This window comes from Streptomyces tibetensis, from assembly GCF_007655005.1.
Classification (GTDB): Bacteria; Actinomycetota; Actinomycetes; order Streptomycetales; family Streptomycetaceae; genus Streptomyces; species Streptomyces tibetensis.
Map to the genome: position 1 here is coordinate 492746 of NZ_SZVW01000002.1, position 14880 is coordinate 507625.

Below are 14880 nucleotides of genomic sequence, written 5' to 3' on the forward strand. Positions count from 1 at the left end.
CCGCCCGTAGGGGGCTTGTCTGCGGGTTTCGTGACCGGAATCTTCATCTGCGTCGGCTTCACCTTGGTTCGGGGCCGCCTCCCACACACCGGGGACGGCGAGAGTCCGGGGCTGGAGTGGACACGGTGCGCGTAGACGTTCCGCCAAGCATGCCTCTGCCATCTTCGCAGCCCCTGCGTGAGGTGGGCAATGCGTACCGCAATGCACCGTGCGGCAGCGGTGATTTCTCGTCACCGATGCCCCGGGCGTTCACCGGGGCGCGAAACGGCGGGCCCGAGCGGCGCACTTCACGCGGGCAACAGGAATTCCAGATCACGGTCGACGCGCTGCCAGCCGCGGCCCGCGGCCGTCCAGGGATGTCCGGAGCCGAGTCTCTTGTCGAACGCGCTGACCGCCCGGTCCCGCAACCGGCCGGCCTCCGCCGTGTGGCCCATCGAGCGCAGGGTGACCGCCAGGGACAGGTCGGCGATCAGGGTGTCAGGGTGCCCCTTCCCGAGGCAGACGCGCAGGGCCTGAGCGCAAGCCCGCGCCATGCTCTCCGCCGGGGCGAACCGCTCCATGTCGCCCAGGACGTTGGCCATCGTCAGCCTCCCGAACAAGGTGTACGGGTGGGCGTCGCCGAGCAGCCTGCCGAAGGACCGGACGGTCCGCGTGGCCGCGGCCAGTGCCTCGTCGGTCTCTCCCGCAGTGCGCAGCCACGCCGCCAGGTTGTGGTCGCAGACCGCGTTGTCCGGGTGTTCCGGGCCGCGCAGCTGGGCGACACCGTGCTGGAGACGGCTGATCACGGTGCGCGCGGTGGCCAGGTCGCCCGCGCCGGCGGTCAGGGCCGCCAGATTGACGCCGCAGACCAGCCAGTCGGGATCGCCCCGGTCCCGTTCCGTGGTGTAGCCCTCCTCGGCGTGCGCGGCGAGCTCGTCGGCCTCGTGTCTCTGCCCGATGCGGCGCAGGGAGACCGACAGGCTGACGGCCGCGCGCAGCGCGCCATGGGCGTTCTGGCGGCGAAGGCTCTCCAGGGCGGGGCGCAGCACGCGCACGGAGCCGGCGTAGTCGCCCAGTTCGCGCAGGTCCCGGGCGAGACCCAGGGCCGACGCCAACGCCGCGGGGTGACCGTCTCCGAGCACGCGGCACTGTTGTTGCCAGGTGGCCAGGCTCCGCTCCCGCGCGGCCGAGTAGTTTCCCACCAGGCGGAACGACCGGGCGAGCGCCTCGGCCGCGGTCAGCGTCTGCGGGTGCTCCTCGCCGAACAGGTCGTGGAATCCGCAGTACACCTCACGCGCCAGCTCCAGCGCCTCGCCGAACCGGCCGAGCGCTCTCAGGTCCTCCGCCAGGCCGGCGGCGGTGATCAGGATGTGGGCGTGGCCGGGCGGCAGGAGCTCGCGTTGCCGGGCCAGGGTACGGGAATCCAGGCCGTACGCCTGGCCATGGGCTCCCAGGCTCCGCAACGCGGTCGCCTGATGGGTGCGCAGCTGCAGCACGTGCTGGTCGTCGTCTCCCCCGTCGACGGCGGTCCAGCTCCGGTCCAGCCGACGGCCCAGTTCGAGGGCCCGGGCAGGCATGCCGTGCTGCGCCGTGCGGCGCACCCGCTCCAGCAGCGCGACGCGGGTGTCGCTGTCGGGGCACGTGTCCGCGCCGGCGTGGTCGAAGTGGGGCCACAGCCTCTCGAACGCCAGGTCGTCCGCCTCGGCGGCGGAGTCGTCGCGCCGGGGCGCGGCGGCCGTGAGGAGCCGGTGTGCCTCGTGGCGGACCTCGTCCAGCTCGTCGGCGGGCAGGGAAGCCGTCACCAGGCGCTGCACGACCCGGTGCACCTTCAGCGTGTGCCCGGCCTGGTCGACCTCGGCCAGGCCCAGCCTGCTGAGTTCCCGTACCTCTCGGTCGACCAACATCGGCTCGTGCAGGGCGTCGTCGTGCGGGCGCAGCAGGCGCAGCGCGGTGTCGGTGTAGACCAGGGTCAGCGGCAGCGGCTGCGGTGCGAGCACACTGCACAGGGCGAGCAGGCGCAGCGCTGCGGGAGCGCGCTCGGCAAGTGCGTCGAGGGCCACCGCGGTGCCGGCGGCGATCGCCGGGGCGGTCGCCTCGTCCGCGCCCTCCGCGGCCCGGGCGGCGCTTCGGACGGCCAGCCGGTGCAGGTAGTCCTCAGCCGACGGGAACTGCGCGAGCCACGATCCGGCCTGGGCGACGGCCAGCGGAAGGTCGCTCGCGGTGGCCGCGATCCGGTCCGCGTCCACGGCGGAGAGCGACGGAGCCCTCCGCCGCAGCAGTTCGATGCTCTGCTCCCGGGTGAACGCGTCGACCCACACGGGGTGCATGCTCTCGCTCCACGTGCGGTCCCGGGAGGTCACCAGCACATGCCCTTGGAGGCCGGCGGGCAACAGCTCCGACAGGGCCGGCCGGCCTGCCGCGTTGTCGTACACCAGGAGCCACCGGCAGCTGGGTGATCCCGAGTCCAGCGCGTCGAGGGCCCGGCGCGCGGCCGTGGGGACGTCGTCCCCGGTGCGCAGGCCCATGCGCTCCGCCAGCTGTGCCAGCGACAGCAGGACCGCTTCCCGGCTGTGCGCACGGATCCACCACACCAGGTCGTACGCGGCCTGGAAGCGGTGGGTGTACTCCACGGCCAGTTGGGTGCGCCCGGTGGCGGCGAGGCCGTCGTGAGGGAGTATCACGGCCTGTTGCCGGCTGACCTTCAGCGTGGCGGCGAGCTGGTCCAGCAGCCGGTCCCGGCCCACGAAGAACGGGTTGCGCGCCGGTGCCTCCCACAGGTCCGGCGTCCGGCGCGGGAACCGCGGACGGGCCGGTCCCAGGACCCGTTCGGCCGCCTCGCCGGACAGTCCTACGCCGCGCAGCAGGGCCTCGGCGGTCCCTGGCTCGTCGAGGGAGGTCAGGTCGACCGCTTCGTAGTCGCTGAACGGGGGTGTGAGCGCGACGGGTTCGATCCGCAACGGGATCAGCTTCCCGGACGGGCCGGAACCGGTCTCGCCCATGCTCTCCCACAGGGTCCGGGACTGCGGCGAGCGCAGGAAGGACGACGACAGCAGGGCCAGGGTGCGAGGGGCGCCGCCCCAGGGGCCCGGTTCGCTGCCGCCGCCGGAGGTGAGCACCTCGAAGCCGGCGCCGGCGAGGAGCCAGCCGACCCAGTCGGCCCACATCCGGTCCTGGGGCGCGTACCACAGTCGCAGCGGGGTCGCGATGGGCGACAACGGCCGCACGTAGGAGGCGAGATGACGTCGGCGCAGTTCGTCGTCCAGGGGTGGCAGACCTCGCACGCGGCCCTCGGTGATCAGCTCCGTCAGCAGCTCGAAGGCGGCGAGCAGACTGTCCGGTTCGCCCGGTGGGTCACCGAACGCGGCCAGCGTCTCTTCGTAGGCGTAGTCCGACCGGTGCGGGACTTCCACGCCGGTGCGGGAGGCGGCCGGCAGCTGCTGGAAGCTCATGCGGACGAGCTCGCGGGCGGCCGCCAGACGGTTGTCCCTGTCGTCGGCGACCCGCATCGCGACGGGCAGTATGCGCAGGGGGCGTGGATGGACGTCCCGGAGTATGGACCGGGCCATGCGTGCCGCGCCCTCGATGCTCTGCGAGCTCAGCGTGAAGCAGTTGACCAGGATGTCCGGCAGGTCGATGGTGCACAGTCCGACCAGGTCGCTCACGCCGCAGCGGCTGTCGATGAGGGTGAAGTCGTAGTGGCTCTTCATGTCGTGGCGCAGCGCCTCGAGGAACCGCGTGCCACCGAACCGTTCGGCGAACTCCCGCCAGCTGAAGTCCATGAGGTGCGTCAGGTACTCGCCGTCCTGCCGCCCCGCGGGCATGTAGTCCAGGCTCCCGCCCTCGGGGAACGTCCAGTCGACGGAGACCGCGTGCGGCAGGACCCGGGCGAGACGCCGTCTCAGGTCCGCCGCGGACTCGGTGAGCGGTTTCGTGCGCCACTCCGTGACGTAACCCGAGAACAGGTTGAGCACGCCGGTGGTGGCGGCCGAGGTCGCAGTATCGAGGAACGGGTGAAAGTAGCGGTGCAGCCCCGGCGCCTCGACGTCCCAGTCGGCGGCCAGCACGTGGTAGCCGTTGGAAGCGAGGATCCATGCGACGTTGGCCACGGCCATCGTCCGCCCGGTGCCGCCCTTCTGGGAGTAGAAGGTGACGATCTGCCCGTCAGATCCGGGGGTCATCAGGGGTCTCCTGGGCGGATCCCGGCTCCGGGACGGGGCCGAGCAGCCTGGGCCGGGGGACGGGGGGACCGGCGGGCGGGTACACCGGCGACACGTAGCGGAGGAACTGGGCGGCCGCCCACTGGATCACGGTCGGGAGGACGTCGGCGAACGCGGACAGCGAGGGCACTCCGCCCGTCGCGGCCCGGGAGACGCTGCGTCCTCGCTGCAACGTGCGGGGCAGGGTCTTCTCCAGGGCCGACTGCAGCTCCGCCCCTGAGGACTGGTTGTCCGGGTCCGAACGGTCCCACGGCACGATGACCACGACCCACGGCTGAGCTGCCGCGTCCACCCTGGTGAGCAGCTCCCGTTGTTCAGGGTCGGCGACCGCCCACCGGTCGAGCAGCATCACCGTCGGTGCCGATGGATGCGCCTCGGCCAGCAGACTGCCGGCCGCCTCGTCCAGAGGTTCGACCGTGGTGAGGTAGTCGAGCCCTCGCACCTGCTCCGCGGCGAAGTCCGCGAGCGGCCGGCCGGCATCGACGTCGCTCTCCCGGTAGGGGTTCCAGTCGACCGGGGAGGGGCCGTAGCAGCGCTCCGATCGCCCCGGCGGCAGTTCGCGGCTGCTGGGCGCGGCCACCACGATGCGCACCCGGCGCAGCACGGGGGGCGGCCCGAAGGCGTTGGGCAGGTCCGCCAGGTCCAGCGGTTCGCCTCTGGGCACCGGATTCTCGTGGGCCGTGGTGACGATCGACTGGGCCAGCAGCCGGACGGCGTGCTCGTACTCGGCCCGGTACCTGCGCAGCTTCATGAGGGCATACAGGCCATAGGACGCGTAGTGCGGGCCGAACCGCTCGTGGTCGTGCCGCAGGCTCTTCGCGGCCGAGGGGAGACGCTCGGCGTGTACGGGCGTCCACAGTGCCGGCACGATCGCCGGTGGGGCGCTGTCCTGTGACGTCCGGCTCCGCGTCTGGCGCAGGGCGAAGGCCCGCCACTCGCGGCCGCAGTGGTCGCTCACGAAGTAGCGCGGTGAGTACAACGGTACGAACACCCGGCAGGCGGCAAGGGCGGCGGACAGGCGCGAACTCCAGTCCTCACCGATCCGCATGGCGCGGTCCATGAACCCGGCCGACTCGCCCTCCGGCAGGTCCGTCAGCATCAGGATGTGCTCGCAGAGGTCCTGGTAGAGGCGGCGCACCCACATGTCCGGATCCGGGCCGTCGGTCGCGCGCGGCGGTGTGTGGGCATAGCTGAGGAAGAAGTACGGAACGTGTGGGTCCGTCCGCTCCGGTTCCCGGTTCACACCAAGGCCTCCCCCCACACGTCCGGCGGTCACAGGGTCCGCAGGAACGTGGCCAACTCGAGCATGTCGACCCGCACATAGTCCTCCGGAAGGACCACGATCGTCAGCTCTTTGCAGATGACCGACCGCCGCGACCTCGTGACGAAGGACAGCAGGATCAGCTTGATGAGACTCGCGTGATCCATGCTGTCGATACGGGCCAGGCCCGATCCGATCACCGGCATGGCCACCGCCTCACGGCGTGCGTGCAGATGCATCACATGCCAGAGCTCTTCCAGGCTCTTCCACATCTGGTCGGGCCCGGAGGTGACCGTCAGGTCGTTGCGCATCGTGCCGTACGCGCTGAGGAAGAAGCGCTTGCGCGGCGAACCGAGGACGGCGACCGTGCCCAGCGGGTAGCGCGCGAGTTTCCCCGCCCGCTTCACGGCCCGGTCCTCCACCCGCACCGGCGCTACTCCGTCGAGCGCGGTGTCGATGTCGCCGTCGAGCCGGGTGGTCTCGTTGGCGTAGAGACGATGCAGGAACTGGCCCTGCACGCTGCGGTGGACGATCAGCAGATCATCTCGGGTGTCGGTGTCGAACACGTCGTTGCTGCCGATGACCAGGTGGCCCGGTTGCTCGAAGAGGTCGCCGACCTTGATGGTCACCTCGAATCCCGGGTGCTGGAACTCGTGGCTCACCCGAGTCCGCGGCCAGGAACGCAGGATGCCACCCACCAGTGAGATGCCGACGACCCCGAGGAACGCCGGGCCGCGCGGCAGCGAGCTGTCGGGCCAGAAGGCCAGGTACAACTGGACGAGCCCGGACAGCAGCGTGAACTGAACGGCGCAGGCGCGGCCCGCGGTGGACAGGCCGAGACGGGTGCCGAAGATCGTCCGTGCCTGATGCCTGACCGTCCGGCTCATGCCGGCCCCTCGGTGTTCGTACCCAGCGGCGGGGCGGACAGGGTGTGGGGCGTGGGCGCTTCCTCGTAGACACCGGCGAACCTGGATCTTTTCCTGGGCAGGTTGGTCTGCTCGTAGCGCAGCGCCTCCACGGTCTGTTCCAGATCGGTGATCCTGCTGATCTGCTCCCGCATGAGCGAGGTGAGGTCCTCCAGGATCTCCTCCGCGGAGCGGCGCGGCAGTGCCTGCTCGGCGGTGTCCGCCGTGAGGTCGATCGCGCCGAGGGCATCGCGCAACTCGGGCCACACCTTGCGGAAGAGGCCGTCGACCCGGGTGTTGTCGGGGTGTCGGTTGGCCGACTCGCGCAGGACGGAGTTGATGGTCCTGACCATGTTCAGCACGTCTTCCTCGTCGTGCGCCCGGGTCGACTGGAACTGGCGCAGTGGGCTGCTCGCCGCCTCCAGGTCGTCGTGACTGCCCTCCAGCAGAAAAGGCACGAGCTGGCCCTTGCGCTCGTCGACCTCTTTGGACAGGGCTCCCGACTCGAAGGTGATCCACGGGGCGCCGAGGTTCGCCCGGGTGACGCAGGCGATCCCGAAGGAACTCTCGTCGAGCTGCTTCTTTATCTCGTCCAGGCCGCGTGCGCCCTTCCTGATGCTCTCCGAAGAGACGAACGGCTCGATCTCGTCGCTGAAATAGCGCAGCCACGAGGCGAGCCGTTCGGCACAGGTCCGTGACGGCAGTCCGGACCAGCTCAAAAAGATCTTCATATGACGCCCCCGCATCACACCCCGCCCGTACGAACGCCCCGACACCGGTCGACTGCCCCCATGGCGGGGCGAGCAGTTCGGGAGGTCACCCCCAGAAACCATACTGGCACTGTCGGCTACATCAACAGGCATGAGCACATCCCACCGAACGCGCGTGGTCAGGTGTGGCCCCGCCGAAACGGGAAAGTCCGGCCCTGTGGACACGCCCCTGCTGACCTTCGGGCACAGCACCGCCGGCCGGGACCGGATCGCCGAGCTGCTGCGCGATGCCGGTGTGACGGCCGTCGTGGACGTGCGGACCGCTCCCGGGAGCCGCCGGAATCCCGATCTGCTGCGGGAGCGGCTCGCCGAGTGGCTGCCGGCGGCCGGCATCGCCTACCGCTGGGAACCCGCCCTCGGCGGGTTCCGCCCGCTGCCCGCGGACAGTCCCGACGTCGTGTGGCGCAACGCGTCCTTCCGCGGGTACGCCGCCCACACCCGATCCCCCGAGTTCGTCGCGGCCATGGACCGGGTGCTGCGGGAGGCGGTGGACGCGCGTACCGCCGTGATGTGCAGCGAGGCGGTCTGGTGGCGCTGCCACCGCCGGCTGATCGCCGACTTCGCGGTGCTGGCCCGCGCTGTACCCGCCCAGCACCTCATGCACGACGGGCGGCTGAGCACCCACACCCCGACCCCCGGAGTACGGCTGCTGGACGACGGACTGCTGGTGTACGACGGGAGCCCGGCACCCGGCGGCTAGAGTTCTGGGCACTCCGTCACCGACCGCGGTCAGGGCAGTCGCTTGAGCACCCGGAAGCCGACGTCCCACTCACGATCGGCCTCACGGATCGTCACGTCGGTCCGGGTCTTCACGGAACACCAGTAGTGAGCGAACGACCCGCCCTTAATCGGGAGGTAGTCGTCCGGGGTCTGCTGTCCGCGCAGTCCACGAAGCCACGGCCCACGCCCCGCGTCCCGCTCGGGAGCGCACAGTTCCCAGACGTTTCCCCCGCAGTCGAAGAGTCCGAAGTGGCTCATCCCGGAGGCGAAGACCCCCACCGCGGTCGTGGTTCTGATGCCGGCCTGCCTGCTGTTGCTGCGGCCGGGTGAGAAGTCGTCCCCCCACGGGTATCCCTCGACGCCGTCTCCCGATCTGGCAGCCGCCATCCACTGCGCGACCGTGGGCAGCGTCAGTCGCTCTCCCCTGAGCGCGCCGAGCCAGTGGCAGAAGGCCAGTGCCTCGTGGTAACTGATACCGACGATGGGATGGTTGGGCAGGTCGAACGGTGGCCCGTACGCTTCGGGCGCACACCATCCGTGCCGGTCACGCAGCGCGATTCCGCGTCTCGTCCAGTGACGGTCCTTCCCGTAGCCGCCGTCACGGAGGAAGACCTCGTACTGCGCGTTGGTGACCGGGTACTTGGCGATGTGGACCGCCGGGACGGTGACGGGGCGGGATTCCGACACGACGACCTGTTGTTCCGGTATGAACGCCCACTCGATGGCGGGCGCGCTGCTCGTCAGCACGTGACCGACACCGACGCCCGGACGGTCGTCGCCGACCATGCCGAGGGCACGGCCCAGAGCTGCGAGTTCCGCCGGAGCACGCCCGGTGCTCTCGGCCAGCCGCTGCCTGACCACATCGCGGATGGTCTGTCGAGCGGACTCACCGGGCAGCCCCGCGTTCTCCCTGATGCACTGTGCGGCCGCCTCCGGCTGCGCCCGCCCGAGCCAGTCGACCAGGGGCTCCAGGCTGCCGTGGAACCTGGGTACGAACCCCAGGGCGGCCCGCCAGGGCGTCTCCACCCACCACTGCGTCGGGTCCACGTAGTCGTCGACGGGCAGCCGGTCCGGGATGCGGGCGGACAGAGCCGAGGCCGCGAAGTAGTCCCGTATCACGCGGTGCCGGAAGGTGACGTGCGAGCCGTCCTGATCGACGATTCCGGCCAGCACCGCTGCTTCGAAGAGACGAGGGGCGACGACCCGCTCCGCTTCGGCCGGCAGGTCGGCCGAGGAGGCCAGGTCGTAGGACTCCTGACGGTCGCGGATGAGCTGGACCGCGAAGGGCGCGAGTCCGCGAAAGAGCTGGTCGAGTGAGATGTCGCGGTACCCCACTTCCGCGTGCAGTCGGCTCCACAGCGCTGTCACGAGGTGGTGCAGGATGTCGGGCTTCGAGAGGTCGAGGTACTCGCCTTCCCGCCGGATGGTCACCATGGCCCGCAGCAGGAAGGGCGTCCGGGCCAGTTGCAGCGCGGCGGGCGGGTCACGCAGCAGCTTGAGGCGAAGTGCCGCCAGGTCGCCGGGCAGCTCCCTCGGCACGGTGGCGGGGAGGGACCAGAGCTGCTCGCGGGCTCCCCCGGCCGCCCGCCAGGCGTCCTGGATCACCTCGTAGTCGCGGCCGGCGAGCCGGCGGAAGACCTCCTCCGCGACACTCGTACCGAGTTCGCATTCCAGATGACGCAGGACCTCGGGCGGGTCAAGGGGCAGCAACTCCACCTCCACGCAGTTCGGTACCGACCAGTCGATCCCGCGAGTGGTGCGGGTCGACAGGATGACCGACGCGTTCGGATGGCCGCGCATGAAGTCCAGGACGGCGGACTGCTGCGGGGGCGTCATCTCGTCGAACGCGTCGCAGTAGAAGACACATCGGTGCAGTAGTTCGTCCTGCGCCGCGTGGTGCAGGAAGGGCACCGCATGCCGCAGCATGTCCTCGGCCCGGACGAACTCTCGGGCCGCATCACCGTGGCCGGTCACTTGAACCGGTATCGCCGACCCGTCGACCTGGCACGCGCGGCACTGTGCCAGGGCCAGGAGGTCCAGCAGCACGCTCTTGCCCATCCCGGGGGCCCCGCTGACGATCATCCGGCGCACCGCGGTGCGCCGCACATAGTCGACGACGTCCGGAACCAGACTGTGCTCGGCGCTGATGGACGTCGACCTGACCTGCGCCCTGGTCACCACGGACGACCGCTCCAGCGAGTCGAACGACGGCCCCATGCCGCTGAGCCGCACCTCACCGACGAGCCGGCTCTCCAGCCTGCGCGCCAGCCGCTGCACGTACTGCTGTGCGTCGGCCACCGGACTGGCCTCGGCGGGCGTCGTCCAGGCAACCAGCTGGTCCGAGCGGACGCTGCCGTCATAGCCACGTGAGGAGTAGAACACCGGTATCTGTGTGGTCTCGCCGGCCGTCCGCAGCCTTTCGAACTCGCCCCGGACCTGACGGGCGACGGCCTCCATGTCGGGCAGTCTTCCCGGCGTGGTCGGCAACTTCGCGAGCAGCACCGACGACAGTCGTCCCGTTCCCGCGCCGGTGAGGTTCGCCGCCAGGTCGCCCTCCCGGGTCGCACACAGCGTGAACTGGTCCGTGCGGCCGAGTTCGCCTCGGGGCAGGGACACGGTGGGCAGCCCCCGGCGCAACTCGCGGTGGGGGACGAAACGCCGGCAGGCGTCGACGATCAGGATCTGACGTCCCACCTCGGCGAAGGTCGATGAGCGCAGGGCCAGCATGAGGTCGTCCAGGTCGACGTTGTGCAGCACTTCCTCATGCGCGTCGCAGGTGAACAGCCGCAGCCGCCCTTCGGGGTCGGTGATGCCGTGACCGCCCCAGAAGAGGAAGAGGACGTCGCACGGATGCTTTCTGACCACGTCGAGGAGCGCGGTGTGTATGGCATCGCACGCGGGTTCGGCGACGCTCACGCCCGTCCGCTGCCGCCACTCGGCGAGGGCGGACGGTGCTGTGCTGTTGGCGAAGAGACTGATGTGGGCGGCGGGCATGCCCATGTATAGAAGCCAGTCCGTGAACCGGAGTGCGTCGGCGGCGGGGCCCACCAGCTCCCATTCCTCGCCCGCGGAGTAGGTCTCCACGCCCACCACCAGCGCACGGGCGTGCAGGAAGTCGTTCACGTACACGCGCCGAGCAGGGTGTCCCGGCATCGGGTGTTGAACCAGTAGGCGCTGTGGCAACGGGGGAAGGGCAGACCGTTGTCGACCCGGACATCGCGTACCCGGTCGCCGAACACCGGAGCTGCCACGTAGGCGAGGAAGTCCCGTCGGTCGTAGATGTTCGTCCACTCCGGGAATCCGGGGGGCAGCGGAGCACCCGCGCGCAGGCCCCGCAGCGCGTCGAGCTCCCAGAACAGCGGTGCGGCGGTCCCCACGGTGACGAGACGGACGCCGGGCAGGCTCGTCGTGGCGAGGAGATCGAGACACATGATGCCGCCGAGGCTGTGTGCGACGACGGTCACCGGGGGCTCCAGTGCGCTGATGTGATCGGCGACAGACCTCCGCATCGCGTCGCCGTCGCGTTGGTACAGCAGGATGTCGCCGGCGACGAGGGACGCGGAGTCGGTGAACGCCCCTCGCCGGCGTGACACGTAGGTGGTGGCTCTGCTCGCGAAGAAGCTCCCCGCCCGTTGCTTGGCCCAGCCGCCGATCACGCCGCGATGGTCGTCGGCCGTGGCCCGGATCAGCGAGCTGACGAACGTGTCCCTGAACTGTCGGTCGTAGACCACCGGCAGGTACGGCGCGTCTTCCCGCTCCGCACGCCGTATCGCCTCCGCGGCCGTGGCGCGGACGACTGCCGGCCACACGTCGGCGGCGGCCGCGCCGCCGGCCTCCAGTTCCCCGAACACCTCCGACGAGGCGATCATGTGGCAGGCACCGGCGAACTGCCCTGCGAGTCCCGCGCCGTCGAAGAGCTCCCTTGTCTCGCCGGAAGCGGCGAACCGGCGGTATGCGTGGCGCAGCGCCTCGCCCGTTGGCTCCCTGCGCGGGTGGAAGCCCGTGTCCCGGCGGGCTGACGCCTCTCCCAGCGTCAACAGCCGGAGCTCGAAGAGGGCATCGTCCTGCAGCCGGTCCCACACCAGGACGTCGAGTTCGTCCGGAACTGCGGGGGAGCCGATACCGCGCGTCCCATCGGCGACAGGCACCGACGCCCCCCGGGCGTACAGGGTGCTGCCGTGCCGACCGCCCCAGAAACAGCCGTGCACCGTGAGGCCCGGGCGTCGATCGCGCAGCGACCGGGAGATGGTGCCGAGCGTGGTGTCGAAGGACGTCTTCCGCACGCCTGTGCCGTGCACGAACAGGACTGCCGTCACTCGGGTCCCCCTGGTGGTGTGTGCCCTGGCGTGAGCGGCAATGTGCTCATGGCTTCGTCAAGCGCTGTTCGATGGTCCAGCTGATGACCCGCCGGTGCCATGCGTGGGCGGTCTGCAGGGCCAGCGCGGTGGTGAACGTCAGGGCTTCGCCGGTCCCCACGTACGGGACGGCTTTGAGGTAGCGGCCCTGCCGCGCGTTTCCCATGACGGGGAACTCCCAGCCGTCGGTTCGGCGGCTGGTGCGCAGGAAGTGGAGCGGTTGCAGGATCATCTTGTGGAACGGGTCCACGTCTATTTGCAGCAGGGCCAGGGGGATGGCGGGGGTGTAGCCCTGCAGGGCGATCGCCTCGCGCGAGTCCGGGAGCGTCCCTGCCGCGATCTCCAGGCTGGCGGCACAACGCCCGTTGCCGACGGTTTTGGACAGCGCACGGACACCGCTGCGGACGAGTTCGCCGTCGTCCGCGCTGCCGCACCGGCGCAGGGCCCACAGCGCCATGGCGCTGCTGGTCGGTTCCGTCTCGCCGGAGTCCGTCTGCCACAGTCCGCTCCGTCTGCGCCGGGCCCTCTTCAGGTAGCCGACAGCGGCGTCGACGGCGGACTGCACGGAGGCCTTGTGGATCTCGTGCGTGTCATCGTCGAGACGTGCCGCCGTCATGCGCAGCGTGTAGGCGCACACCGAGGTGAGGAAGACGGACGGCGGGTTCTGGGCGTCCCGGCTGAAGCCCCAGGCACCGTCCTCGTCCTGGGCGTCGACCAGCCACCGCACCGCGGGGGCGTAGCGTCCCTCGTGTCTGCCGCGGTAGCCGGTGGCGATGAGCGCCCACAGTGAGGTGGCCGTCGCCCAGACGTTGCGGGAGACCGAGCTCCAGCATTCGGCGTCGGGGTACTTGTCCTCCTCGTCGATGCCCGCTGCGAGCGCGTAGTGAGTGGACCACAGGTAGGACTGTATGCGCTGCCGCATGGAGGCGTTGAGCAGACCCATGCGGTGCAGGGCCAGGAGCACCGTGGCCGTGGTCTCCGGAAGGGACTCCGACGGTGTGCCGATCTGTTTGGGAACGCCGAAGTCGCAGTTGAACGAGCCCAGCAGCGGCTCGACCAGGTCGTAGAGCGGCCCGCCCCAGAAGCGCTCCGAGTTGTGCAGATCCCAGCGCCGCGCGCGGTCCCGCACGAAGGTCAGGTCCGCCTCGCTCCAGACACTCATCGGCGTTCAATGGTCATCGATGACCATCCCTCGGCTCAGGCGGGTCTTCTCCAGCACACACGACATCTCCAGTCCCGCCTCGGCCACGGCGGTGTGCAGGTGCGGGTTCACGTGACGAAGGGCGGGGCAGTGCACCGAGCTCGTCGCCGAGCACAGCCCCGTCTCGGTCCTGCTGCCCGGCCGGCCCGCGAGGCTGCTTCCCGACCAGGTGTAGGAGTGGGCGTCAGGAACGTCGATGAACATGGGGCACTGGAACACCCTGCCGTCGGGAAGGAACAGCAGGTTGTCGTGGCTGCGCACCGCGCAGGACCGCCGGTGGCCCTGAGGTGGGACGAAGGTGCGTTCCAAGCGGATGTCGATCGCCAGGGCGGCCGACCGTTCTTCGATGTCTTCGGTCAGCCTCTGCCACTCGGATATGGACAGCACCATGTCGGGTGTGGCGAAGCCGCGGTTGGAGACGTAGTGGACGTTGACCCAACCGAGTCCCAGGCGCTCACAGAGTCTCAGGATGTCCACGGCGTCGTGTGCGTTGGCCCTGCTCAGGGATGTGATGCCGAACAACTGATAGCCACGCTGCCGTGCGTGTGCGATGTTGGCGATCAGGCGCTCGAAGGCCCGCCTGCCCCGGACGGCGTCGTGGGTCTCGGCGTTCGAACCATCGATGCTCACGCCCACCACGGGCGGGTGCGGGCCGTCGAACCCGTCGACGAAGGCCCGGAATCCGTGCAGTCCGTTGGTGACGAGACGCGCCCTCAGTCCCTGACGCTGGACCAGGCGGACCGCGTCGGCGATCCGGGGATACAGGGTCGGCTCCCCGCCGAGAAACGTGATCTCCTCGGTGCGCCAGCACCGTTGAGCTTCCGTGACCAGCTGCGTCAGTGACTCGTAGGAAAAGCTCTGCGCCGTCGACAGGTTGTCGCCCACGAAGCAGTGCGTGCAGCGCAGATTGCACCGATAGGTTACGTAGACATCCACAGATCGCACTCGCACGGAAGCCCCCCTGCCTCCCGGTTCGCTATTCCACTGTGCGGTACATCGCCGTCCCACGGAAGCCCGCGAGGAAGCCCATCGCGTCCAGGCCGTCGATTTCGTCCTTCGTGGCCCAGAGGTACTGCTCGTGGTCGGCGGGATCGAGCTGCACGTCGCCGCCCACATAGCGGCAGAGGAATACCGTCTGGAATGTCTGGCGCTCCGGCAGAGTGGCCAGGTTGGTGTAGGCGTACAGCAGGCGTTCGATATCGACCTTGATCTTTGTTTCCTCGAACACCTCGCGGACGAGTGCGTCTTCCAGGGTCTCCCCCGGGTCGACGGTCCCGCCGGGCAGGTCCCACTTCAGCGGCATGTAGTCGTCGACTGCGGACCTCCGGGTCACCAGAAATCGCCCGTTTCGCTCAATGAGGGCGTGCGCTGCCCCGTAGAACAAGGTCAACTCGAATTCACCTTTCGTGCGCGGTCGACTCCGGCTTCGGTTGCCCTCGATGGGACAGGAGTGACCGGAGAAACGGAGCTGG

At 70.0% G+C, this 14880-nt stretch carries 10 protein-coding genes; 1 reads left to right on the forward strand and 9 read right to left on the reverse strand.

All coding sequences use genetic code 11. From position 1 onward, the window contains the following. Nucleotides 1-287: 287 nt before the first annotated feature. The 4 genes from fxsT to FDO69_RS04565 are packed head-to-tail and all read right to left on the reverse strand — an operon-like array spanning nt 288 to nt 7093. Complete coding sequence (gene fxsT / locus FDO69_RS04550) at nt 288-4157, reverse strand: FxSxx-COOH system tetratricopeptide repeat protein (RefSeq protein ID WP_104778409.1); 3870 nt, start codon at nt 4155-4157, stop codon at nt 288-290. Continuing rightward, on the reverse strand, nt 4141-5439 hold the full coding sequence (locus tag FDO69_RS04555) for a TIR-like protein FxsC (protein WP_104778411.1): 1299 nt from the start codon (nt 5437-5439) through the stop codon (nt 4141-4143). Before FDO69_RS04555 ends, fxsT begins: the two co-directional genes overlap by 17 nt. Nucleotides 5440-5468: 29 nt before the next feature. After that, complete coding sequence (locus FDO69_RS04560) at nt 5469-6344, reverse strand: macro domain-containing protein (protein WP_104778412.1); 876 nt, start codon at nt 6342-6344, stop codon at nt 5469-5471. Then, nucleotides 6341-7093 carry a toll/interleukin-1 receptor domain-containing protein gene (locus tag FDO69_RS04565; protein ID WP_159030589.1) on the reverse strand — a complete coding sequence of 251 codons (753 nt, stop codon included), beginning with the start codon at nt 7091-7093 and terminating at the stop codon, nt 6341-6343. The genes FDO69_RS04560 and FDO69_RS04565 overlap by 4 nt, the downstream gene beginning before the upstream one ends. A gap of 196 nt (nt 7094-7289) precedes the next feature. On the opposite strand from FDO69_RS04565, the gene FDO69_RS04570 reads away from it, so the two are divergent. Next, the gene (locus tag FDO69_RS04570; protein ID WP_234387841.1) at nt 7290-7832 is read left to right on the forward strand and encodes a DUF488 domain-containing protein; all 543 of its coding nucleotides are present in this window, start codon (nt 7290-7292) and stop codon (nt 7830-7832) included. Between the two features lie 29 nt (nt 7833-7861). On the opposite strand, the gene FDO69_RS04575 is transcribed toward FDO69_RS04570, so the two are convergent. The 5 genes from FDO69_RS04575 to FDO69_RS04595 are packed head-to-tail and all read right to left on the reverse strand — an operon-like array spanning nt 7862 to nt 14798. Continuing rightward, nucleotides 7862-10981 carry an SUMF1/EgtB/PvdO family nonheme iron enzyme gene (locus FDO69_RS04575; RefSeq protein WP_159030590.1) on the reverse strand — a complete coding sequence of 1040 codons (3120 nt, stop codon included), beginning with the start codon at nt 10979-10981 and terminating at the stop codon, nt 7862-7864. Then, nucleotides 10972-12168, reverse strand: a complete 1197-nt coding sequence (locus FDO69_RS04580; protein ID WP_104778416.1) for a hypothetical protein — start codon at nt 12166-12168, stop codon at nt 10972-10974. Before FDO69_RS04580 ends, FDO69_RS04575 begins: the two co-directional genes overlap by 10 nt. Nucleotides 12169-12214: 46 nt before the next feature. Continuing rightward, on the reverse strand, nt 12215-13369 hold the full coding sequence (locus FDO69_RS04585; protein WP_104778417.1) for a prenyltransferase/squalene oxidase repeat-containing protein: 1155 nt from the start codon (nt 13367-13369) through the stop codon (nt 12215-12217). 6 nt (nt 13370-13375) lie between these two features. Beyond that, entirely contained in the window at nt 13376-14344 is a 969-nt protein-coding gene (locus FDO69_RS04590; protein WP_159030591.1) for a radical SAM protein, read from the reverse strand. A 40-nt stretch (nt 14345-14384) separates the two neighbouring features. Next, a complete protein-coding gene (locus FDO69_RS04595; protein ID WP_159030592.1) occupies nt 14385-14798 on the reverse strand; it encodes an NUDIX domain-containing protein in 414 nt (137 codons plus the stop codon). Nucleotides 14799-14880: the final 82 nt, after the last annotated feature.

What these genes read in the sequence shown, in the direction of transcription:
- FDO69_RS04585 (WP_104778417.1), bottom strand. Translation starts at nt 13,369, where the DNA reads ATGAGTGTCTGGAGCGAGGCGGACCTGACCTTCGTGCGGGACCGCGCG.
- FDO69_RS04565 (WP_159030589.1), bottom strand. Translation starts at nt 7,093, where the DNA reads ATGAAGATCTTTTTGAGCTGGTCCGGACTGCCGTCACGGACCTGTGCC.
- FDO69_RS04560 (WP_104778412.1), bottom strand. Translation starts at nt 6,344, where the DNA reads ATGAGCCGGACGGTCAGGCATCAGGCACGGACGATCTTCGGCACCCGT.
- fxsT (WP_104778409.1), bottom strand. Translation starts at nt 4,157, where the DNA reads ATGACCCCCGGATCTGACGGGCAGATCGTCACCTTCTACTCCCAGAAG.